Annotated in this window: 16 protein-coding genes; 4 read left to right on the top strand and 12 right to left on the bottom strand. The window is 43.9% G+C overall.

Going from position 1 to position 23,970, the window contains the following annotated elements:
• The first annotated feature begins 15 nt into the window (after positions 1–15).
• Together QEP06_RS10620 and QEP06_RS10625 are read left to right on the top strand one after the other, a co-directional pair.
• Complete coding sequence (locus QEP06_RS10620; protein WP_285270228.1) at positions 16–501, top strand: DUF456 domain-containing protein; 486 nt, start codon at positions 16–18, stop codon at positions 499–501.
• Between the two features lie 11 nt (positions 502–512).
• On the top strand, positions 513–1,118 hold the full coding sequence (locus tag QEP06_RS10625) for a hypothetical protein (protein ID WP_285270229.1): 606 nt from the start codon (positions 513–515) through the stop codon (positions 1,116–1,118).
• On the opposite strand, the gene QEP06_RS10630 is transcribed toward QEP06_RS10625, so the two are convergent.
• Positions 1,105–1,746, bottom strand: a complete 642-nt coding sequence (locus QEP06_RS10630) for a uracil-DNA glycosylase (protein WP_285270230.1) — start codon at positions 1,744–1,746, stop codon at positions 1,105–1,107. The genes QEP06_RS10625 and QEP06_RS10630 overlap by 14 nt on opposite strands.
• Positions 1,747–1,954: 208 nt before the next feature.
• Between QEP06_RS10630 and QEP06_RS10635 the strand changes: the two genes are divergently transcribed.
• On the top strand, positions 1,955–4,105 hold the full coding sequence (locus tag QEP06_RS10635) for an endonuclease MutS2 (protein ID WP_285270231.1): 2,151 nt from the start codon (positions 1,955–1,957) through the stop codon (positions 4,103–4,105).
• A gap of 9 nt (positions 4,106–4,114) precedes the next feature.
• Here the strand turns inward: QEP06_RS10635 and QEP06_RS10640 are convergent, their stop codons facing one another.
• The 5 genes from QEP06_RS10640 to QEP06_RS10660 are packed head-to-tail and all read right to left on the bottom strand — an operon-like array spanning position 4,115 to position 9,900.
• Entirely contained in the window at positions 4,115–4,867 is a 753-nt protein-coding gene (locus tag QEP06_RS10640) for a rhamnogalacturonan acetylesterase (protein ID WP_285270232.1), read from the bottom strand.
• Positions 4,854–6,821: a pectate lyase gene (gene pelA / locus QEP06_RS10645; protein ID WP_285270233.1), complete on the bottom strand. Its 1,968-nt coding sequence runs from the start codon at positions 6,819–6,821 to the stop codon at positions 4,854–4,856. Before pelA ends, QEP06_RS10640 begins: the two co-directional genes overlap by 14 nt.
• A 4-nt stretch (positions 6,822–6,825) precedes the next feature.
• Positions 6,826–8,028 (bottom strand): glycoside hydrolase family 88/105 protein, encoded by a 1,203-nt coding sequence (locus tag QEP06_RS10650; protein WP_285270234.1) that lies wholly within the window; start codon positions 8,026–8,028, stop codon positions 6,826–6,828.
• Positions 8,029–8,032: 4 nt separating this feature from the next.
• Positions 8,033–9,007, bottom strand: coding sequence for a DUF4861 family protein (locus QEP06_RS10655; RefSeq protein WP_285270235.1), 975 nt, complete (start codon positions 9,005–9,007; stop codon positions 8,033–8,035).
• 8 nt (positions 9,008–9,015) lie between these two features.
• The gene (locus QEP06_RS10660) at positions 9,016–9,900 is read right to left on the bottom strand and encodes an alpha/beta hydrolase (protein WP_285270236.1); all 885 of its coding nucleotides are present in this window, start codon (positions 9,898–9,900) and stop codon (positions 9,016–9,018) included.
• 343 nt (positions 9,901–10,243) lie between these two features.
• Here QEP06_RS10660 and QEP06_RS10665 point away from each other — a divergent pair, with 343 nt between their 5' ends.
• On the top strand, positions 10,244–12,736 hold the full coding sequence (locus tag QEP06_RS10665) for a pectate lyase family protein (RefSeq protein WP_285270237.1): 2,493 nt from the start codon (positions 10,244–10,246) through the stop codon (positions 12,734–12,736).
• 23 nt (positions 12,737–12,759) lie between these two features.
• Here the strand turns inward: QEP06_RS10665 and QEP06_RS10670 are convergent, their stop codons facing one another.
• The 6 genes from QEP06_RS10670 to QEP06_RS10695 all read right to left on the bottom strand — a co-directional run bounded on the left by QEP06_RS10670 (position 12,760) and on the right by QEP06_RS10695 (position 23,964).
• A complete protein-coding gene (locus tag QEP06_RS10670; protein ID WP_285270238.1) occupies positions 12,760–13,053 on the bottom strand; it encodes a hypothetical protein in 294 nt (97 codons plus the stop codon).
• A 135-nt stretch (positions 13,054–13,188) separates the two neighbouring features.
• The gene (locus QEP06_RS10675) at positions 13,189–14,004 is read right to left on the bottom strand and encodes a T9SS type A sorting domain-containing protein (protein ID WP_285270239.1); all 816 of its coding nucleotides are present in this window, start codon (positions 14,002–14,004) and stop codon (positions 13,189–13,191) included.
• A 420-nt stretch (positions 14,005–14,424) separates the two neighbouring features.
• Complete coding sequence (locus QEP06_RS10680) at positions 14,425–15,759, bottom strand: pectate lyase family protein (protein ID WP_285270240.1); 1,335 nt, start codon at positions 15,757–15,759, stop codon at positions 14,425–14,427.
• 68 nt (positions 15,760–15,827) lie between these two features.
• Positions 15,828–19,046 (bottom strand): pectinesterase family protein, encoded by a 3,219-nt coding sequence (locus QEP06_RS10685; RefSeq protein WP_285270241.1) that lies wholly within the window; start codon positions 19,044–19,046, stop codon positions 15,828–15,830.
• Between the two features lie 106 nt (positions 19,047–19,152).
• Entirely contained in the window at positions 19,153–20,940 is a 1,788-nt protein-coding gene (locus QEP06_RS10690; protein WP_285270242.1) for a RagB/SusD family nutrient uptake outer membrane protein, read from the bottom strand.
• A 36-nt stretch (positions 20,941–20,976) separates the two neighbouring features.
• The gene (locus QEP06_RS10695) at positions 20,977–23,964 is read right to left on the bottom strand and encodes a SusC/RagA family TonB-linked outer membrane protein (protein ID WP_285270243.1); all 2,988 of its coding nucleotides are present in this window, start codon (positions 23,962–23,964) and stop codon (positions 20,977–20,979) included.
• Positions 23,965–23,970 lie beyond the last annotated feature (6 nt).

A 23,970-nucleotide genomic window follows, 5' to 3' on the forward strand; every position in this document is an offset into this window, starting at 1 on the left:
TTAACAAAATTTACCATGGATTATACACTGATTAATGTCGCCAGTCTCGTACTCCTCGTGCTGGGTTTGCTGGGAACCTTCTTGCCGGTTTTGCCCGGTTTATTGCTGAGTCTGTGCGGTTTGCTGATTTATAAATTCGGCACAGACGCACCCTTGCCGATGGCTTACGTCTGGATTTTCTCGGCACTTACGCTGGTGTCAATAATTCTGAACTATGTGATACCCGCACGCACAACGCGGAAATATGGCGGAACACGGTGGGGTAGCATAGGATCGGTAATCGGTACATTTGCCGGAATGTTTTTCATCCCGATTCCATTCGGGTTCCTGATCGGCATGTTTCTCGGTGTTTTTGCCGGCGAACTTTTGCACGACGCCAGGGACAAAAAGAAAGCCTGGAACTCTACAAAAGGCGCCTTGATCGGTTTTATATACGGCACAGGTTTTAACTTCATCGTCGGATTGGCAATGTTTTTGGTAGTGATCTTCGATATGCTTTAAAACCTACCGCTATGATCCACAGACTATTAATTACAGGAATCAGCGTTCTTACGATTGCTGCCTGCCAGAACAAAATGACACAGGAAGAAAGCGCAATAGTGCCTGAAACAGCCGCCGCTGTAAAGCCTGCGCCGCAGAAAAGCACGGAACCCGAAATGTCCGTAGGTCTTCCTCCGGATAATGAAGCGGTGGAAATCTCTAGAAAAGAACAAACCGAAACAGCAACTGATATGACCGGCGTAATCTACCTCAACGAAGGCGAAAAAAGGTTCATCAAAGAATACGAGATGAATGTAACCTTCAAACGGATGGTGGAAGACAGCCGCTGCCCTGAAGGTGTAAATTGTATCTGGGCCGGCGTCGCCGTTGCAGAAGTGGAAATGATGGGTCTTTACACAAGGCCGGTCACTATGCAGATCAGTACGATGAGTGACGCTAAAAAAGGATATTCAAAAACGCAGGACTTCAACGGAAACACAGTTTCGCTGGTCAGTGTAACTCCACAAACCACGGCTTCAAAAGGATTTAAGGATCTTGCGGGCAAATACAAGATCGGACTTAAAATAACCAAAGGCAGCGGTGGAGATCAGACCACCCAACGCACTACCACGCGATAGGTTTCTTATCGCGGGATTCAAGATACGTATTGATCTTAGAGAAAGGTCTGCTTCCATAAAATCCGCGATAAACGGAAAAGGGCGACGGATGCGCAGATTTTATCACCAAATGTTTAGCCTCGTCAATCAGCGAGGCTTTTTTTTGGGCAAATGCGCCCCATAAAACGAAAACCACGTCCGCTTTGCGGTCTGATATTTCTTTAATGATATGATTGGTAAATATTTCCCAGCCTAAATCTTTATGTGAATTCGGGGAGTGCGCCTTTACCGTAAGTGTAGCGTTGAGCAGCAGAACGCCCTGTTTTGCCCAATCTTCAAGTTCGGTTCTTGTTCGCGTGATTCCGAGATCGTCTTTTAATTCGGTAAAAATATTTTTAAGTGATGGCGGCGCAGAAACCTGTTCAGAAACCGAAAAACACAAGCCATTCGCCTGAAAATCATTATGATAAGGATCCTGACCAAGGATTACCACTTTCACCTCTTCAAACGGCGTGAGTTCCAGCGCGCGGAAAATTTGATTTTTAGAAGGGAAACATTTTGAATTTGAGTATTCTCTTTTCACGTTTTGCCACAGATTCTCGAAATAAGCACTGTTTTTTATTGGAGCGAGGATTTCTGTCCAGGTCATTTTTTAAAGATTTAAATTGAATGGTTGCGGCTGAAAGCAGAAACTGGTTTTAAATACTGCAAAAATAAGGTATAGTTTGAAAACTTACTTCCGAAAGGCAAGTTCAAAAATTTTCAACGAAAGCCACGAAATAAAACTTCGGCTTTACTAAATTACGGACTAGCAACCCACATCACCTCATCTGCAAAAATCTCATTAAATTTGTACTGTGCATATAACCAAAGACCAATTAGAGGAACTCGAGTTTCCTGAGCTGCTGGCGGAAATCTCGCCGTTCGCTTTCTCACCCAAAACTGCCCAGAAAATTGAGGAATTGCGGCCAATCTCACTTGTGGAGGCCGAAATTGCTTTAAATAAAGTATCAGAATTTGTCTCAAGTTTTGAAAGCGATAACGCGATTCCATTCAGCGAGTACGAAGATATAGAAGCAGAACTTAAGGTGATGGCAATCGAGAATTACAGGCTCGATAACGCTTCATTTATCAAGATTAAAAGCCTCACAGAACAGATCGGTAAACTCCAGAAATTTCTGCCCACCTACGGCGAATTGTTCCTGAACTTAAGCAATGACGTCAAAAAATTAGATTTCAGGAAAGAGATTGTGGTAAAGATCGATGCGGTTTTCAACCGTTTTGGCGAGGTAAAAAGCGAAGCGTCAACCGAACTCAGGATACTTCGCACAGAAATCTCCCATGCGCGAAAAACCATCCTGGAAAATTTTAACAGAGCACTGACTGCGCTCTCTTCCACCGATTTCCTTGAAGACATCCGCGAAAGCATCATTGAGGACATCCGCGTTTTAGCCGTAAAATCCGGATACAAAAAACGGGTTCCAGGCCGAATTCTGGGCGTTTCAAAAACCGGCTCAATCACCTATATCCAACCGGAATCTGTGGTGAAGCATCATTTCAAACTTCGCGAAAACCTTGAAGAGGAAAAGAAGGAAGTGGACAAAATCCTGAGAAGACTTACTGCCGAAATCGCAGAATTTCAGCCTGAACTCTCAGATTATCAAACGTATATCTTCGATCTCGACCTTACGCGCGCGAAAGCAAAATTTGCACAAAAAATTGGTGGCATTTTGCCAAAAATCAACCATCACAAAACACTGCGGTACGTGAATGCCTACCATCCGCTGCTGCTGTTGCGAAACCGCGCGGAAAACAAAGAAATCTATCCGCAGACCTTTACGCTCACCGAACATAACCGAATTCTGTGTATTTCGGGGCCGAATGCAGGCGGAAAGTCAATTACTTTAAAAACGGCAGGATTGCTTCAACTCATGATTCAGAGCGGGATTTTGGTACCGGTTCATCCGAAATCCGAGATGTTTTTCTTTGACCGTATCATGACCGACATCGGCGACAATCAATCGATCGAAAACCATCTTTCTACGTATTCATCGAGACTCAAGAAGATGTCACACATCATCCGCGAGGCTGATGACAACACACTTCTGCTCATCGACGAATTCGGCACGGGATCAGACCCAGAACTGGGTGGCGCGTTGGCTGAAAGTTTCCTCGAACATTTCTACAAAAAGAAAAGTTTCGCCATTATCACCACGCATTATACCAACATCAAACTGGTGGTGGAACAACTCCCCAATGCTCAGAACGCCGCGATGTTATTCGACGAAAGAACGCTGGAACCACTCTACAAACTTGAAGTGGGGCAAGCCGGAAGTTCCTTCACTTTTGAAGTGGCTCAAAAAAATAAGATCCCGAATTTCATTATCAATTCCGCCAAGAAAAAGGTGGAACACGACATCGTAAATTTGGACAAGACGATCGTGAAGCTTCAGCAGGAAAAATTTGAAGTTGAAAAACTTAAATCCAACCTTACCGAACAGAAAGAATCAACTCAAAACAAGAAGGAAAACCTTGAAAAACTGAACGAACAGCTGCAGCAGAAACTCTTCAATTTCCAGAAACTATACGAAGAGGAACACCGCAAACTGCAGTTTGGCGGCAAGATCGAAGGATTTATCGACGCTTACGTCAAAGGGAAATCGCGAAAGGATGTGGTGAAAGATTTTGTGAAAATTCTGGAACAGGAAAAATTCCGCAAGTTAGGTTCTGACAAGGACGAAAGCAAGAAAATGCAGATCGTAAAACGCAAAATCACTCAGCAGCTGAAAAAGGAAAACGTACAGGAAAAAATTGCCGAAACCCACGAAAAACTCGAAGACAAGCGGGTGAAAGAGCGCGCGGTTTGGCTGAAAATCGGGCAACGAGTGCGGATTGCCGGAAGTACGAGCGTCGGAACCATCGAAAAAATCGAGAAAAACCAGAAAGTCACCGTGAATTACGGCACTTTCAAGACGCAGATTTCGGCGGACGAGCTGGAGCGGATTTAAGGTAAATAGTTACTCATTAAGATATTTTTGAAGCGGATGTTTCTGGCGCTTCAGCTCAGAGACGAATATTTTAGCAATTTCATTGGCACCGAGAACCGAAAGGTGCGTGTTATCATCAATTCCATCCGGGAAAAATTCGTTTTCACCCTTCGCAAAATGCATATGGAGTTTTTTAGATCCTTCCACACCGTAAGACATTTCCAGGTTTTCTGTGAGATACTGCATATCAAAAAACGGCACTTTCAATTCGGAGGCGACCAGTCGCGCGACCAGCGTATAATTCCCATGAGCATCAAGCAGCACGCCTTCTTTGTTGAATTTCCTCCGCGCAATAGATGAGAAAAGAATTGGAACTGCGCCTTTTGACCGCGCTTCTTCGATATACCGAATCAGGTTGTAGCGGTAGGAAGTCTGCGGATTGGTATAGCGTTCCGGATCGGTGTCTTTGCCATCATTATGCCCGAATTGGATGAACACATAATCTCCGGGCTGCAGTGCATCCAGAACCGGCTGCCAGTGTCCGCGCTCACGAAAACTTTTGGTGCTGCGGCCGTTTACTGCATAGTTTTTAATCTGCACATTTTCATTAAAATATGGTGCTAAAACCTGCACCCAGCCTCTTTCCGGGTTTTTGTCGGGATTGGGTTTATTGGCCATCGTAGAATCGCCGATTGTATGAATGGTCACTTTCCCACGCCCTATGTTCGCTTTACACGCGACCAACAATACGGCTGATAACAGTAATAATTTATAGATTTTCATACCAGTTACTGTTAATTTCTGTTTTTAAAACTTTCTGCTTGGTGTAATTTCCTGCCTGCCTTTTTGAAAGCTGTTTCGACCAATTCACCCGCGCTACAGGCTTGAAACCGGCTCCTGAATTTCTGTATTCCGAAAACACTGCATGCCCTTCCGCGGCCACACTGTTCCAGTTGTGCCAACCTTCGGGCGCGACAGCAGCAGTCAATTCACTATTTAAAAATACGGCTTTTGCAAAAGTTCGCCATGGTCTTCCGAGATAAACTTTGGTGACATTCTCAGCGGCCGTGAGCGTGCAATTATGAAATACGAATCCGTACGCACTGCCTTGTGGTGTAGAAGGTGCGGCGATATAGGAATTTTTTTTACTGTGAAGTGTGCAGTTTTCGAAATAGGCAGTGGCGCCGCCGAAAATATAGTCTGTAGTTCCTTCGATATATGAATCTTTGATGTAGATTTTGCCTTCACCGCCCAGATAAAGCGTATCCTGGTTGCCGAGCAGTTTACAGTTGACCAGCGCGACCCGGTTTGAGGTAATACTCAGTGCCACAGCCTGCCCTACTTCTCCGGCTGTATTCTCGACTGTAAGATTTTCAAGGATGATATCGTTGGATTCAATGCTTAATGTAGGCGTGAAAAACGTACTGTTTCGGCCTTTGTTTATTTGAGTAAAATGATCATTAAAACTAACGATGGTTTTGTCGCGATCTTCACCTACGATCTTTATATTGCTGTTCCAGTGGTGGATCCGGACTTTTTCCTCATATTTTCCGTTCTTTACGTATAGGGTGATCTGTTGATCGGGAAAAGATTTTAAATGATTGATTGCATCCTGAATAGTTTCGAAATCACCTAAACCGTCCTTAGAGATTGTGTATTGGCATTTGTCCGGAATGATTTTAACATACTTTTTCTTCCACGTGTCATATTTTTTTAAAACTTTTGCGGGTTCATTAGTGTACCACGCATATCCGTTGCGGCGTTCGGCTTCAATTTCTGCATAGGAATGTTTCATCTCGCCATCGCGGCCGGTCATAAATATCTCGTTGGTGTCCAGTGTATAGAATCTGCCCCACATTGGCGCCGCAGCAGGATCAGCGACTAGTTTCTTATCATTTGAAACTTCTATTTCTTTAAATCCTTTAAGCTGGTTTTGTCCAAACCATGCTACCGCATTTTCCACGGCGGATATTACCTGTTTTGAAGGTTTATCGAGCGACATCAGCAACAAGACAAGTGTGGCAGATTCTTTTCCGCTGAGTGACGGAAGCTCATAAGCGCGCGCTTTTGTAGGAAGCAGGTTATATTCGTCGTGCTGAGCGCCCCAAACGGTCAACTTTCCGTTTTGCCGGTATTGGGTTTTAAGAATGACATCGATGCCTTTCCAAAAAGATAATTTGATTTTTCGTAAAATTTCCGCCGGAATTGCGACCGGAAATCTTTCACCTTCATTTAATATAGTTTTGAACAGGAAAAGGACGCGCGCCATCGCATCGTCGTTATACGTGATGTGGGAACTATAATTATTCTGAATGGGATAAAACTGTGGCCAGCCGCCGTTTTCGTATTGAGCTTCAAGCAAAAACCCGATACCGCGCAGAAATGCTTCACGAAATTCCGGCTTTTTGTGAAAACGGTATACGTTCGACAGAAACGTAAGTTCCTGAACGGTTGCATTATTATCAATTGTAGTGACTTTCAGCTCATCTTTCGACGCTGTAATTCTTTTCTTTTCTGCTTCAGAAAGCACATTTTGCACGGCGATATTCTTTCCCCAGCCACCATTGCTCTTTTGGTACACCAGGATGTTTTGTGCAATCCTAAGGGCATCAGCTGACCGCAAAAAAGCTTCATCTTTCGAAAACGCGATTTTGCTCCACTGCTTTTCAGGCGTTTGGGCCAGCGAAATATTTACGCTGCAAATAAGCAAAACTAAAAATACCAGCCGCCTTTTCATTTTATTATCTGTTTAGCTGAAGTGCCGCAAGAATAAAAGGGCCTGTACCTTTCGGGTCGTTATCCTTTTTTTTCTCATTTACATAATACTCAAAAGAACCGTCACGGTAAGGTTTTCCGCCTAATCCGGCAACCGCGCACACGTGTGTAAGCGTGACATAACCTTCGGGTGAAACAGTGATGAGGTTTTTGACCAATCCATCGAACGCTTTATTTGCCACTGCATTGTATTCAGTGGATAGATAGCCTTTGTTGGCACCTTTCGCGAAAGCATAGGCAAACATAGACGAACCGGAAGCTTCGAGGTAATTGCCATCCCTGTTCCCCTGATCGGTCACCTGAAACCACAGTCCGGACGCATCCTGATACTTAGTCACCGCTTTGGCAAGCCTGTTCAGATAAGAAATGAGCTGTGGTCTTTTTGGATGATCTTTCGGAAAATAATCGAGAACATCTACCAAAGCCATCGCGTACCAGCCAAGCGACCTTGACCAAAAGTTTGGTGAATTTCCGGTGGTTTTATCCGCCCACGGCATTTCCCGGCTTTCGTCCCATCCATGATATAGCAAACCTGTTTTGGGATCGACCATATTTTTCTGAACCAGTTCGAACTGAAGCGCAACATCATTTAATTTGTCGCCATTCTCGAATCTCGTATTGTAACGTGCATAGTAGGGCGAGCCCATGAAAAGGCCGTCCAGCCACATTTGGTTCGGGTAAATTTTCTTGTGCCAGAAACCGCCTTCAGAAGTCCTGGGCTGTGTTTCGAGTTGCGAACGCAGGGTTTTCATGGCCGTGAGATACCGCTCGTCCTTTGTTTTGTCGTATAAATCGAACAGAGGATGACCGGCCACTATCATGTCGATATTGTAGTTCTCGAATTTGTAGCTTGGGATCTTACCGTTAGCATCGATGGTTGCATCAGCGTAGCCTTTAACGTAATCCGCATATTCCGAATTGTTGGTTTTTCTGTAAAGTTCTTCAAAGCCAATCATCACCAGGCCATGTACATAATCCCATTTCGGTGCAGTTTTATCGTCGAGCATATAGGCTTCCGGATACTTTTTCATTAATGTCAGCGCCATCCTTTCCGACCATTTTTTGTCCGACGGCACCTCCATCCCCGCCGTTGAAACAGTTTTGCAGCCTGTGAGCACAAGAGTTCCGAAGATTGCTGCAGCGAGCATTTTTATTCTGTTAGAAATCATCAGCTTAATTTAATTCGTTGGTTTGGTTTAATTTATTCAGATTTTCATCCAAATATTTCATGAAATCTGCCTCAGTCTTAATTCCGTTAATCTCTTTTTCCCAAGCGCCGAGAAAGTAGAACGTAATTTTCTTTGTGGTAGGTTTAAACTCAACCAAATGATCTGTCGCCCCCTCAAAAACCTTATTTACATCGTCTGTCCTGTAGAAAACAGCCATCCCAAGGTTATCATTGAACAAAGTTTGCTTACCGAATGTCGCTACATATCCCCATTTACCGTTCGTGCTTGTTTTTTTAACGGCCGGGAGCTTATAAAGATTCACAATGCCGGTCACAATGCCGGTCATTGCCTCGCTGCTTTGAATAGTGTGCCTGGTGTAGCGCTGATTCGGGAAAATAGTAAGTTCTGAGCTTAGGTCAGTGGTTTCACCGTTCGTTTCCCACCCCTTATAATCAACAAAAACTTTTGAGTTGGAAGTTGAATTTTGAACCCGGGCCGAGGTATTTTTAACTTTGTTGAAATGAAGCAATTCATTATTTACAATCCGTCCAATGGAACCGATACCAAGTCCTTTGCCGACTTTCAGGATATCCGCACCCCAATCACTCATGTTGTGATAAGAATCAAAACCGTCCTGTCCCACATCCTGCAGAACCCTATCTTCGGTCAGTTTCCCAAAAATATCAATCGCGTTTCGCCAGTCAAGGTACAGCCTGTAGCCCACTTTATTGCTTTCCCAGCCCGGACCTTCGTAGCGGATGTAGTAAGAATGGTCTGTATGCGTGGAGGGCAGCGTAAGTTCATTTACATTCCTGAATGTACCGCCTTCGTATTTCTTTCCGTTCCACTGTCCGCCTTCCTTCACTGAAAGTTCAGCGTAAGTCTTTACACTCTGTCCAGCAGCGGCGTTCTCCGTTGTAGTACAGTTTACAAGAAGCGCCAGCGTGGAAACCGCGAAAATCTTCGGTACTAATTTCATAATAATTTTCATTTAGACTGAATTTTTTGAGCATTAAATTGCTGATTAAGAAAACGCGTTATATAACCGACTACTGGATCAAACCATGGGTCAAACATCCAGAAAGTATGCGGTGAATTATCTATTATTTGCGTCTGTGAATATATTGAATACTTATCGAGCATCTTTATCAAATCCTGCCTGCCAGCCTGAAAGCGTTTGTGCTGACTGGCGATGAACAGGGTCGGTGCAGATTTTTGACTACCATGAGTTAAAGGTGAAGCCTCTGTCCAAATTTCAGCTTTTTCTGCCAAGGTTCCGCCCAGCCAGGCTACTGCGGCACTGCCTTCTTCGGAATCGGGATGATTGAATGCCAGAATTCCATCAATATTAATGACCGCTGCAATTTGTCCAGCGTATTTTGTCCCGATTAACGACGCCATCTGTCCACCCGAAGACGTTCCTAACACCACTATCTTTTTGGGATCGATATTAAATCTATCAGCATTCTCTTTCAGGAAACGAATTGCATTTAGCACATCATCAATTGCTGCCGGATATTTTGCTTCGGATGATAAGCGATACTCCACTGCAAAACAGTTGAAACCCTTATTGGCAACTGCCATTGCGAGTGGTTTCATCATTTCTTTATTTCCAGATTTCCAGCCGCCTCCATGTATGAGGATCACGGCCGGTTTTTTACCAATTGATTCATGAATGTATGCATCAAGGTGAAGTTTGCGCCCGGGAAAACTGGTGTATATGACATTTTCGGCTAGTGAAACTGAAGATTTGACAGCTGGCACAGTTAACTGAGCTTCGGGGTATTTCTTGCGTACTTTCTGAAGCTCGGAATAATTGGTAAATGTGCTGTCTCTGGGCAACTGCGCACAAACCAGAGAAAAATATATCATCAAAAAAGTTATGCAAAAACGCTTCATAAACCGCAAATATCTGCTTATTTCTTACTCGAAATCACACCAATAAAATAAGCAATCGATTACACAAATATATGATAATTTATCAGATTAACGCAGTCGCAATGCGTCTATATTGATGAAATTAGGGATTAAATTTTTCTTAAAAACCTATCTGTTTTTAAGAAATCAATACTAAGAATAAGCCTCAGCTATTGTTAACAGGACCTTTCGAAAAAAGATAGCGAAATATGAAGAATAATGTTGCGTATGTAATTAATTCAAATAACTTTGTGTAATCCATTACATAAAATACAAATCTCAACAAATTGATCGAAGTATGAACAAATTTTTATTTATTTTGAGTTGGGTGTTTAGCATCACACTTCTGAATGCGCAGACTTTCAACATTACCCAGCAAAAAGGCTCTCTGGAAAGTGCCTACGTAAAATGGGAACCCGTAGTGGGCGCCGAGAGCTATAATGTCTACTATTCGGGTGCAGGAATTACAGACAAAAAGATTGATACTCAACTCATCAGAAGCTACGGAACGTATTTCAGGGCAGATGTTTTAGGTCTTGCAGCGGGAACTTATACCGTAAAGGTTGTACCGGTAACTTCAGGCACAGAAGGCGATCCTGCAGTTTCCGGTCCCATCGATGTTCTGCCTCACGACCGAAACGGTTTTGCACACCAGGGAGGAAGAGTGCCCGGAGCTTATAATATGGATGGTACTCTGAAAGATAACGCGGTCGTTATCTATATCACACAAAACACCAAGAATACAGTAACACTCAACGTTACGGGTGCTACTACGAATCCTTGCGTGGGCCTTCAAACTATTCTCGACGGCCTTAAAAAAGGAAAAGACAACCGGCCATTAGCGGTACGACTCATCGGGAATATCACTGACCCGAGCTACCTGCTCGGTGGAGATATTGTCATCGAAAACAATAATCTTGTCTCCAGTTCGATCACATTCGAAGGTGTGGGTGAAGATGCCTACGCGAACGGCTGGGGACTCAGAATTAAAAACGCTTCTAATGTGGAGGTCAGAAATCTGGGTTTCATGCTTACTGACGCATCTGAAGGCGATAACATTGGTTTGCAGCAGGGCAATGATCATATCTGGGTTCACAACAACGACCTTTTCTATGGCAAAGCTGGTGGTGACGCAGACCAGGCCAAAGGAGACGGAGCGATGGACGTGAAAAAATCTACTTACGTAACCTTATCTTACAACCATTTTTGGGACAGCGGAAAAGCAAATCTTTTAGGCTTAAGCGAAGGCATGGCAGCCGGACTTTTTGCAACTTATCATCATAACTGGTACGACCATTCAGATTCTCGCCATCCCAGAGTCCGCTATTACTCGGCGCATGTCTACAACAACTATTTCGACGGGAATTCGAAATACGGTGCAGGCGCTACGATGGGCTCCTCACTGTTTCTTGAAGGGAACTTTTTCAGAAATACAAAGTATCCGATGTTGATTTCGATGCAGGGTTCCGACATATTTTCTGGTCCCGGTACATTTTCGAGCGAAAACGGTGGTGTAATAAAAGCCTTTAACAACAGCATGAGCGGCCAAAACCGATTTGTGGCTTACGACGCGGTGAATTATCCCGTAGAGTTCGATGCGTATGTTGCTGCAACAAGAGGCGAAGTGGTGAGCGCATCTATTAAGGCTAAAAAAGGTGGTACAGCTTACAATAACTTCGATACCGATGCGGCACATTACATAAAAGATCTCATCATTGATGACCCCGAAACTGCCAAATCAAAGGTAATGCTGCATGCCGGCAGAGTGGATGGCGGCGATATGAAATGGACATTTACTCCCGCCGACGACACTTCTTACGATGTGAACACCGGCCTCAGAGATATGCTGAACAACTACACCAGCAGCCTGGTTTATGTGCAGGGCGAAACGCCGGTTGTAGTAAGCTCCCAGACATTGATTATACCGGAAAACAACGACCAGACCGTACCTGCAGGAACACCAATCCAAAATATGGTATACACGTGGGGTGGAACAGCCAATGACGTTGTAGTGGAAGGTTTACCGGCTTCTGGCCTTACTTACGCTAAAAACATTACCGCAAAAACCGTAACGGTCACCGGCACTCCGACAGCTGACGTAACCTTCACCGTTACTACATCCGGAAGTACTGGAACACCGGTCTCAGGTACAGGAATTGTTACGCTTGGTGAAGCTTCCGCGGAAAGCACGTTCATCCATAATTTCACAACGGACGGTAAGGTCAGTTCATTCTATTCCATTTCCGGGAACATGAATTCCACGGACGGATCAAACACGTATGATGGCAACACGCTGACGAAACGACTCAAGATTGAAACCGCGACAACCATCAGTTTCTCTGCAGCAAAGAAATCTACACTTACCCTTGTGTTCGATCCTACTTTCGCAGGCAAAATAAAACTGAACGGAACCAATTATACCGTTCCTGCGGGCGCCAACGGAGTGATCACGATTCTTAATGTACCGGCTGGCACCAACCAAATCCTTAAAGGTGACACCACGAACCTCTATTACATGAAGACTGTTTACGACGATGTGGTACTGGGTACTGAGGGCATAGACGTGAATACGCAACTTCTGGTATATCCAAATCCTGTGACCGAAAACGTGTTTATCAGGACAGATGAAAACGTGAGGAACGTAAGCATTTTCAGCACAACCGGAAGTCTGGTAAAAACAGCAAACGGAAACGTGAAATCGATCGATGTACGCGGATTGGGTACCGGAATGTATATTGTGAAGATTACCACACAGAGCGGAACTGTAACCAAAAAGATCATCAAAAAGTAAGTTTTTAAGGATTAATTTATTTTTTAGCCTTCCTCTTTTAGGGAAGGTTTTTTTGGTTTTATAAGTAAGTGTTGCGTCCTGATGCCACTTATTTCAGGAAAACTGCGGCGGCGCTGCTCCAATTCCGGAAAGCTTCCTGTACCCGTGCTTTTGTTTATCCGGACTACCGGAAAAGTCCTTACACGTGTGCTAAGGGTTTTCCGGAGAGCGGTAAGGCTGTTACACCCGTTCATAGAACTTTCCGGTAGACCGGAAAGATTGTAGCAAGTGTGTTTTGCGTTTACAGGAAAGAAACTGCTGAAAATGACTACTATCATGATTTTTGCAGGACAGGAAATTATCGGTATAATGGATGTTGACTACAGTCAGAACCGTTGATATTTCAAATAGTTTTAAGCAAAAAAAAAGCAACATTAAAAAAATGCTGCCTTTGTTAAGTCAAAAAGTGAATGTTATTTTACCAGAACTTTCTGTGATTTTACGCCTTTGTCTGTTTGTAAATTTACCATGTAAACGCCTGTTTGCAAAGCGAAATTTACATCAGATTTAGTGTTTAAAGATTTTACAAGCTGTCCGTTTGCGGTATATACGTTTACTTTAGTATCACCGGAAACATTCGAAACATACACATTTCCGTGATCTGAAAATACATTTGCTGATACTTTTGCAGCGGCATTACCCGTCGTTGAAAGCGTGTTAGAGTTTAAAGTCGTCGTTACAGTTGCTCCTGTTACCTCTATTTTATAGAAATTGATGGCTGCATCTGTATAAATGTAGAAAGTACCTGCAGGGACGTTTGCTGTAAGAATCGCTGTATCCGCCGGGGATGCCGATGGGCTTGTAGCTGCGGAACCATAAAGAACAGTATTACCGTCACTTACGAAAGCTGAACGCACCGCGCCGCCACTTCCGCTCTTGTACCATAATTTTACCGTAGCAGCCCCGCTCACCTGAACAAAAAAGTAGCGTTGTGTCGGCTTATATGTTCCGGCGGCAGCACTACCTCCACCGTTGGTTTGAAGACGGTTTCCGGTAGCTACGTACCCGTCAGAGAACGTCACTTGCGACGAATTGGTAACAGCGCCGAAATTGGAATTTGTGGAGATCGGATACATCCCCAATCCCTGTTTAACGATAGGACTTGTACCGATTCCTGAGTTTAGCGGCCAGTTAGCCGAATCATTACTGAAATCCCATGTCGTAGTCTGTGCTTTCGCTGAGAACATTGCCAAAACGGCCGTGAAAGCAATTAGTAATTTTTTTTTCATGATGCGAAATTTTAATGCGTTGTTTTGTTTGTTTTAATTTAATACAATCGATTACACAAATATAACAACAATTTCAATACCGTCTTGATTTACTGAAATATTTTATATAATTATTTGAGCAACAACATAAAACGAATAGGTTTAGCTTAAAAAATATCCGTTTCCAAAGGAATTTCAAAAGTTTGCCTATAACGGAGATAGTGCCTCCGCTTGTATTAATAAATGCAGAACCTGTAATAATGTCGAAATGCCGGAGATTCAGTGGTATTTTACCAAAAAAAAAGCCTCGCAAACATAGAAATTCGTCATATTAATTAAATAATCGATTGCAATTAGTGTAAATTTATCTAATAGCTGTCTTTAAAAACAAAAAAAGCGTACCCGCTATTGGATACGCTGTTGATTTAATTTAAAATTGATTTAATTTTTCGTAAAATTTAACGGGTACGTCTGGCCGCCCTGCTGCAGCCTTCCGAAGTAGGATCCTTTCGCAAGATGCCCCACATTTACCGTCAACCGGTTAGCCGAAACAGAAGGTGACGGCGCGGAATATACCTTACGGCCGTCCGCCGAATAAATCTCAATTGAGGATTCACCGCTTTTTAAACCGGGAACCTCAATATGTAAAACATCCTTCACCGGAACGGGATAAAGTTTTACGGTTTTCGCAGCCACATTCGCTGTTCCCATGAAAGAACATGGCGAAGGCGTGATGATGCCCTGCGTACTCACCTGAAGCGTCGCACCGGCACCGCAACTGGTATCGGCTACATATTTAGCTACATCGGTCATCGGAATTACTGAGTATGAGTAGGCAGGCGCGCTTACTGTACCTATGTCCATCGAGGTTGGAATCGCCGTAGTACCTGTCAAACTGTTTGCAAATTTGATTGCGATAGAACCCCCATCGGTGGAAATGTAATTTTTAAAATAGCTGGAAACCCTCGCGAAATGCGTATTTTCCACGTAAACTGAAGAGCCGCTTGAGCCACCGCCAAGGCCAATCGCCACTGAGCCGGGAACGCTGGTGTAGTAGTAGGAATTCAGGATATGCAGTTCTGCATTGCGCGCACGCGGCATCCTTTCGCGCGTTCCCTCCGCCCAGTAATTACTTTGGTAAGTAATGCTGAAACGCCCGTCTGTAGGTCTGTCGGAAGCATTTGAACCGACAAGGTTCGAAAACCTATGGTCATCGCTGCCGCCAGAACCGCCGAGTATTGGTGCTTTTAGATAAGTAAATTTAGACCAAGAAATGGTGACATTATCAGCTTGTCCTACATTATCCAGATTTCCGTCCTGTCCGTCCTGAAATTCACAATGATCAATCCATATATTGGTTCCGGCATTGGTGAGATTATCCTGCCCATTATTGTCATACGCTCCCGGACCTACAAAAATAAGGTTTCGGATAATGACATTATTGGACCCACTTCTTAAATTGAGGATACCGGAACCTGGCAGATTTTCATTTACAAGTTTCGCACCCGGTAAACCGATCAGCGATTTGTTCGAAATCACCGCACTGATCTGTTGGTTCGCAGGAATGTTTATTACTCCTGAAACCAGGATAACACGCGGTCCGGCCGCCGTTAAATTTGTACGCAGTGAGGCAAAATCGGAGACAATTACCGGTGCGGTGCTTCCACCGCCCGTTGTTGTTGCACCGAAACCTTCCGGCACCGCCTGATACGGGACCTGCGCATGAGCAGACCACAGTGTGCAGAAACATGCAGCAATAAAAAATACTTTCTTCATATAAATTATTTAGGAAGAATTTCCACGGAAATTTTAATATTTATCCGTGGAAAACCTTCATTTAATGATTAATGGGTTATTATCTTAACACTTTTCATACCGTTCGGATTTTGAAGCGTTACCAGCCAGATACCTGCCGGCATTGTAAAACTTGTGTCTGAACTTGTTCTGAATGTTTTATACAGCATTCCGCCCATCGTATAAACCTTCAGTACAGTCTCACCTTTTACCGATTTTACAAAAACTTCATTCTTCACCGCGTACACCGCCGTTCCGTTATCTGTTTTTACTACGCCTGTTGACAATGTGATGTCGTTGAACGGATCCCAGCCATCGTTACCCTTGGTGAAGTTCAGTGTCGCGATTGGGGTACCGTCCGTAAGTACCGGCTGAGTAAGCATAGTTGCCCACGAGGCACGGTTTGCGGAATTGTTTACGCCCGAAAGTTCCACAGTTCCATATTCGTACATTCCAGGTGATGTTCCACCCAAAGAATTCTGCCATCCAAGCGGCAACACAAGAGACTGCCCTGCAAATCCCGGGAAGTCGCTCGTTTCTATAGTGGTGTTATAAAAAACAGCTTCACTGGTATTTGCAGACCATGGGCGGCCAAAATAACCTGGTTTTGAACGGTAAACAGAGGCCGTTTGTGTATTGGGTTCAGCCGAAGTAACGGTAGTTTTATACATTAAATATCCACGGCCGCTGGTTTGCTGAGGTGCCACGATGTACGTAAGATCACTGCTCTGCTCGCTGGTGTTCATTACCAACTTAGTTTCATAAAAAACGGCAGCCATCCCTCCGAAAACGAAATCTACAGCACCCATCACGTCACCTTTGTAAACAGCAACGCGTGCGCCCTGCGCACCATAGAATGTGTCCTGACGGCCAATGATCCGGCAATTTTTCAGGAAAGTACGGTCGCCACTTGCAGTGATCGCCAGTGCCGCAGCTCTCTCGACAAGCGTTTTGTTTTGAACTGAAGTATTATTTAGGTCTGTTGGCCTCGCACCGGGACTTCCGGAAGTCCACGGAACTACTACATCCTGCATTTCTTTGGTTGAAATATATTGGTTGAATGAGTTCTCGAAGATAATATTTTCAGCTTCGAAACCTTTTGCGTTTACAACCACAGTAGCGTTCCAGTACGATCCGTTCGTTGTGCCTGAACCAGCGTTCGTGTAAGAATAGGCTCCGTTTTCTTTATTTACATTTAAAACATCCTCATTCCACTTCTGGTTGTTGCCCATCGAATAGTAATTGTACCCGTGACCGTAATAAGATGTAATGCGGACAGCGTTCGGGGAAATGTCAATTCCTTTGTTGAAGATATCGGTGCCCGGAGATGCGGCGGAATTCTTTAAAGTAACCTCCGGTTGGTTGATTACAAGCATTTCTTCGTAATTACCCGGATCTATCATAATTGTTACGCGCTGACCTTCAGTTCTGGTCATGTTCGATACCGCATCGAGTGCCGCATTCACTGAAGCGTACTGTTTACCCGCTCCTACCGTAAGTTGCGCACTGTAAGGTACATTAGGTGTGGTACGGATCTCCGTGAAATACGAGGTCGAGCCAGCGGCACCTCCTACTGTAATGGTAACATTTCCGGCCGAAGATCCCTGGTAAATGTATTCCATAGTCTCGGTGATCGAAGTCGAATTTGTTGCTGTGGAATAAGTCGATCCACCTTCTACCGTGAAATTCGCGGTATAGTAGTACGAAACTTTCACTTTTTCGCCGGGTTTCAGGGGCACTACGAGGATTGCTCCCGGTTTAGCCGTGAGATGACCTGAGGCAGGAACTGTTGTAACCTGGCCGTTTAGCTGCATGCCTTTGTAATAGGCTGTGGTGCTGGTATTGATCTGCTGATCATCAAATGACCAGACATTGACAGGTTTAAATGTAAGCGTCTTAGAAGCAGCAGTGCCGTTTACGGTGAGATTGGATGTAAGTGCCAGTTCTACGGGATAGTTATTGAGCCCGGTGACCGAAATTTTGTAAATGCCGTTTCGCAAAGAAATGTTTTGCAGATCAGAAAAACTGTAAACATATCCCGGCTCGTTCAGGTTTGTAAATGTTACATTAAGTGCCGCCAACTGGGCTGCATCGAGACCTGCCATATTTAAATTAACTGCGTGTTTTGGCTTAGCCGCAAAAGTGATGTTATACGTTGTGTTTCCGGTAATCGTTAAAGTATTATTCGTGATTTCAAAATCATTTACTCCAGCAGCTGAAATAGTATATTGAATATTCGGAGCCAACTGAACGGAATAAGTTGAATTAGCGGTATTCACCACTGGGTTGGGCACATAGATGCTTTCACTCAAAGGATCCGGTGTAAACGTCAGTGATAAATTCGCAATCTCACCATCAAGTCCTGTAATGTTTCCAGTCACCGTATAAAGACTTACGGAAGCAACTGTGATATTGTGTATCAACGTATTGGAAGCACCAACGGTGCTGAAATTTTCACCTGAGGTTACGATAAATCCGCTGGCATCAGCTAAACTTACGGTATAATCAAATCCCACCGGTAGATTTACCGTATAGCTGTTTGAATTTGCGGGCACACTCCAGGTTTTACCGGCAGCATTTGTGAAAATAAGTGAATATCCGGCCGGAATTCCTGAGGCCTGAGACACATCAACGGTCCCTGAAACTGCTGTGTAGGTCGCAGCCTTTCTGTAAATACGGTAAAAACTACCTTTGGCTAGCGCGTCATAAATGAAATATGTCCCGGTTTGTTTAGCCACGAAAGTAGCTTCCGTCACAGCTCCTGAAGTAGCTGTAGTCGGGAATTTATCATTCTGAACAGCCGCGTCAGCCGCAAAACTGAAGGTAAGATTTCCTGCGGTATCACCTCTGGAAATTACTTTCACCTCATCATCAGCATTAAGTGTCATACGGAAATATCTTGCATTCGGCTGACCTGCAGTAACCGTAGGAATAGCGTTGCAGTAAACCCTACCTGTGTAGCCGGTTACGGAAGCTATATTTTCGTCGTAGCGCGTCAAGGCCTGATTGATGGTACGCAGTCTGTCATTGTTACCGCCCGTCCAGGAAAGTTCTCCTGCCGTGAAGGTAGAAGGAAATACATTGGATGTGCTTACAGAACCCGGCGTAATGGCGGGGATATACCAGGAATTAATCACTGAAACAGTGAGTTTGTTGTTAAACTGCGCAGGATCAAGCTGCTGCGCGCCAAAATCCCATACATCGGTAAGCTGCCCAAAAAGCGACATCACCGGAATGAAGAGATAAGTTAAGAGGAAATTTTTTTTCATGTCTTAATAATGTTTGTTATTGGTTTGTACTGTTAAAAAAAAATTGCTGTTCAATCCTTTTGAAAAAGATTAAACAGCAATTTTTAAGGAAAGTTATATGTAAGTACTAGTAGCCATAGTCATTTGATAAAGTTCCGTTACTTGAATCTAAAAACACCTGCCAGATCGGCCAAAACTGTTTTGTATCAGGATTGTTTCTGTAGAGTGCGGCAATTTTAGAATCTGAAAGTGAAGTCCAGTCTACCGAAGTCCACCCGGCACCAGGATTATCAAATTCGCCTCTGTTCAGGCCATAAATAATTAAGGTTTCATTATCAGCAGCATATTTGTAATACAGAGTGGAAGGCACGTTGGCATATCTTCCGGTGCGGTTTTTAAGCTCGGTCATTCTTTCTTTTGCATCTGCCATTTTCGTTCCGAGTAAATTCCATCTGATGAGGGCCAATTTACGCTCCATCTCCCCGGTGAATTCATACTTCTGTTCTTCTACAATCGCGTTAAACATCGCAGTTTTAGAAGTAAGTGCATTCACGTAATTTTCTACTTTTTCTGGTCTGTCAGCAGCCGCGAATGCTCTGTTTCTGATTTGTTTCAGGTAAGGTGCCGCAGCCGCAGGTCCTTCAAGTTCATTTGCAGTTTCGGCTGCCATCAGAAGAATTTCAGCGTATCTCATGTAGATTTTGTTTACGCCGTCATCATTGGTAGAAGTTACGATACGGTTCATCCACTCGAAACGGTATTTACCGAAATACCATCTGTTGAAGGCACCCAATTCCTGTTTTGCTTTACCGGCAACAGCAGATCCCCATTTGTAAGGAATACAGGTGATATTTCGTCTTTGATCAGCCTGGTCGAAATCATAAAAAACATTAGGCAACGGGCCACCCTGTCCGCCTCTGTTGTTACCCATCTGCTGGTATTGGTTGTTATTGGTATGATTGATCGCAAAAGTGAAAAGTACGCGGCCTCGACCGGGTGCGAAAGGTATTTCCCACAGTGACTCGTTGCCAGCAGCCAAAACTTCCTGATTGTATTTTCTCCAAAGACCTTCAAATGATGTTTCTAGACGCGCTGTACCGCTGTTGATGACATCGCGGCAAAGTTGCAGAGCAAGAGGATATAGCTTGGACGGTGCAAGTTCAGGATCATTACTTCTTCTGATACCGTCAGGATATTGAGAATAACCTGAGGCAGCCAGCGCAACCCTTGCTCTCAAGCCTTTTACGAAAGCTTTGTTAATTCTTTCTACTGAGGATGTTGCAGCATTACCATTTGGCCATGGAACTAAAGTTTCCGCTTCTTCAAGATCTGCCAGTATCTGTTTGTATATTACATCCCTGCTCGATTTCGGTACGTACACCGTTTCAGTGTTGATCGGTTCAAATCTGGCCGGAACATCGCCCCAACCTTTTACAAGATCTGAATAATAAACTGCTCTCAGGGTAAGTGCTTCACCCAGAAGATAACCAAGCTCAGAGCCCGGCGTTGGATTTCCGTAGGTACGTAAACCTCGGATACAAAGATTGGCTCTTTCAATACCGTTGTAAATCTGTGCCCAAACATTATTTGCCGTGTTCATTTGGCTGTTGTTGGGTTTCGGATCGTAAACTACCAGATCCGCATTGTCATTAGAAGTTGATTCTGATGAGTTCAGCCATTCTGAATCTGTATTCATACCATAGAATGGGATCCATCTTCCTCTGTAAGAGTTGGTCTCCGCCATAGGTATCTTGATTCCGTCTACTGCGCCTTTAGCAAGGTCAGGGTTTGAGAATATCACTGCTTCAGAGGAGGCTGAAGGCGAATCCACAGTAAGCAAATCATCGCCAAGTTGCTTGCAGGAAAGTACTGCGAGCGACATCAGCAAGACCGAAAGTTTTATTGAGATTTTCATTTTTTATAATTTATAGAATGATGTATATGTGTTTATTTAAAAACTGACGTTTGCACCAAATACAACCTGTCTGCTGCGCGGAAAGCCAGAATAGTCAACGCCCGGCGTCATCGGTGTCTGTCTTCTTGTAGAAACTTCAGGATCCATTCCTGTATAATTCGTGATTACAAATACGTTATATGCGGAAGCGTATACTCTGAACTTGGTAAGCCTGATACTTCTTACAAGACTTTCTGGCAGTGAATATCCAAGTGTTAACGTATTCAGCCTCAGAAAGGAGCCGTCTTCAACCGCCCAGTCGCTGAACACATATCTCGGCATGAAGGGTGACCACAATGTAGTTCCTGCATTAAGAGCGGCCAGCTGATCCGGGTCAGTAACAAGGTTACCTGCCGCGTCCATATTAGTCCAGCGGATACCGTCGGCCATTGTTGTGCTTAAGTTGCGGAACTGTCCGTCAGGCGATGATACCGTGGTAGTGGTGAATTCAATTTTATTGGCGTTGTAAATGTCGTTGCCCACACTCCAGTTGAAACCTGCCGAGAAATCAAAATTCTTTGCAGTCGCGTTCAGGGTAAATCCACCGGTATGTTTAGGTGCCGCATTTCCTATAACTGTGCGGTCATCGGCGTTCACGATGCCGTCACCATTAAGATCCTTCAGTTTCATAGCACCAGGTTTCACGGCACCCACAATCGAAGATGCATTGGCAATACCGGTTTTCAGTACAGGTGATCCGGTGGCATAATCGAAATCTGAGACTTCATATCTGCCATCGTTTTGATATCCGTACATCGCACCAAGAGGCAGACCTACTCTGACCAGATAATCATAACCTACCGCCGAGGCGAAGTTCGATGACTGCAACAACTCCTCCATACCGCTGCCAAGCGCATTGATTCTGTTTTTATTGAATGAGACATTAAAACCAAGATTCAGTGAATAATTTTCTTTTTTGATCGCATCAATATTTAACGAAGTTTCTACACCCTGATTTTGCGTTTCACCCATATTTCTCCACTGTGCATCATATCCGGTGCCTGGCGTGGGGAACGGGATGAGAAGATCTTTGGTAATATTTTTATAGACCTCAACATTACCGGATATTCTACCGTTAAATAACTCATAGTCTAAGCCTATATTCTGCGAAATGGTAGTTTCCCATTTCAAATCCGGATTTGCGAGAATTTTGTCTGCCGCCCAATAGCTCGAAACACCATTGATCCAGTTATTGTTAAATGACAGAAAATTCTGAACGTTCACGCCTGTCGGGATGGCGTTGTTTCCGGCCTCGCCATAGCTGCCGCGCAGCTTCAGTAATTTGATCCAGGAAACATCATTAAGGAAATTTTCTTCATTGATCTTCCAGGCCAGAGCTACAGACGGAAAGTATCCCCATATGTTGTCACCCAAAAATTTGCTTGAGCCGTCAGCTCTTAATGTTGCAGTAAGCAGATATTTGTTCTGTAGATCATAATTTAACCTACCGAAGAATGAAAGCATTCGGTCTTCCGGCGCGTACACATTATTTATGCTGAAGAAGTCCGCTTCGGAGGTCAAGTTAATAGTATCATCAAAAGAAAATAGTTTTGGGAACCCAAAATTGATTGTGGAAAAAGTGTTTGATTTTAAATTATTGTATTCCTGCCCAATCATGAGTTTTAAAGAATGGTTATCATTTAAAATATTTTTAAAATCATAATTAAGGGTATTAGCAATCCTGAAACTTTCACGTTCAATATTCGTGTAAGTCATCCCCGGTTGTCCCTGTAAATCCGCAGGCGCATTGTTTCTTGCGTAATATGTAGATCTTCCGTAATAGCGGTAATCGTTATTTCTCGAGAATTCCATACCTACATTCGACTGGAATTTCAGATTTTTGATGATCGTCCAGCCCAAACCTCCCTGTACCGTATAATTTTTTTTGTTCTGTCTGCGGTCATTATCCCGTACAGCAACGTATGGATTTACAAGGTAGCCTGCTTCAGCTTCATCTGTATCGTCGGTTGTAAGTGCCGGAATATCAATTGGCGAATATCCCACACTGTGGCGTAGCCTGGCGTCAGTATTTGAAAACTCTTTCTGCTCATTGGCACCGCCACCCCGTATATCGGTATTTGAATATCTGAACGTAACTGATAAATCAACGTTGTTTCTTGGTTTATTCTTTAAGTTTACGGTCACGTTGTCCCTGTTAAAGCCCGAGCCGAGCATGATACCGTCGTCCTTATAATTAGCAAGGTTAATGTTGAAGCTGGTCTTATCATTTCCGCCACGTACACCAAAATCGTTGCTGTGAACGACGCCTATGTTTCCGTAAATTCGATCCTGCCAGTCTAAAGCTTCATAAGATTTGTACTGATCGATCTGATTAAAAGGAAGGAAAAATTCGTTGTATGATGCAACATCATTCAAAAGAAGCGCATTTTCGAACTGCCATTTGGCATAGTCGTAAGGCTTTAAGACATCTATTTTCTTCGCGATCCATTTATAGCCCGTAAACGAATTGAATGTACCGGTCACTTTACCGCCTTTAGCACCTTTAGTCGTAATTAAAACGACACCGTACGCACCACGCGAACCGTAAATTGCGGTTGAAGATGCATCTTTAAGGACTGTTATTGTTTCTATATCAGAAGGTGTTACCTCACTCATTCCGCTTACCGGAAAACCATCAACGATGATCAAAGGCGAGCTGTCCTGCGTGATAGAACCACCACCCCGAACTTTCAGACTGATTTCTGCATCAGGCGAACCTTCAGTGGTGGTAATCTGCACACCTGCGATTTTGCCTGTAAGTGCCTCAGCGACGTTCGATACAGGAATTTGCTTTAATGCATCTCCACTTACCGTAGATACCGCACCTGTAAGATCGCTTTTGCGTACGGTACCATATCCGATCATTACTACCTCATCGATCTTCTTCTCCCGGGTAACGGTATCCTGTACGCTTTGCGCCTGCACGCTGATTCCAAGAAAAAACACGGCTGCGATGCAGCTTACGGTTAATGTATTTCTCTTCATATAGTT

Source organism: Kaistella rhinocerotis, from assembly GCF_030243905.1.
GTDB classification, from domain to species: Bacteria; Bacteroidota; Bacteroidia; order Flavobacteriales; family Weeksellaceae; genus Kaistella; species Kaistella rhinocerotis.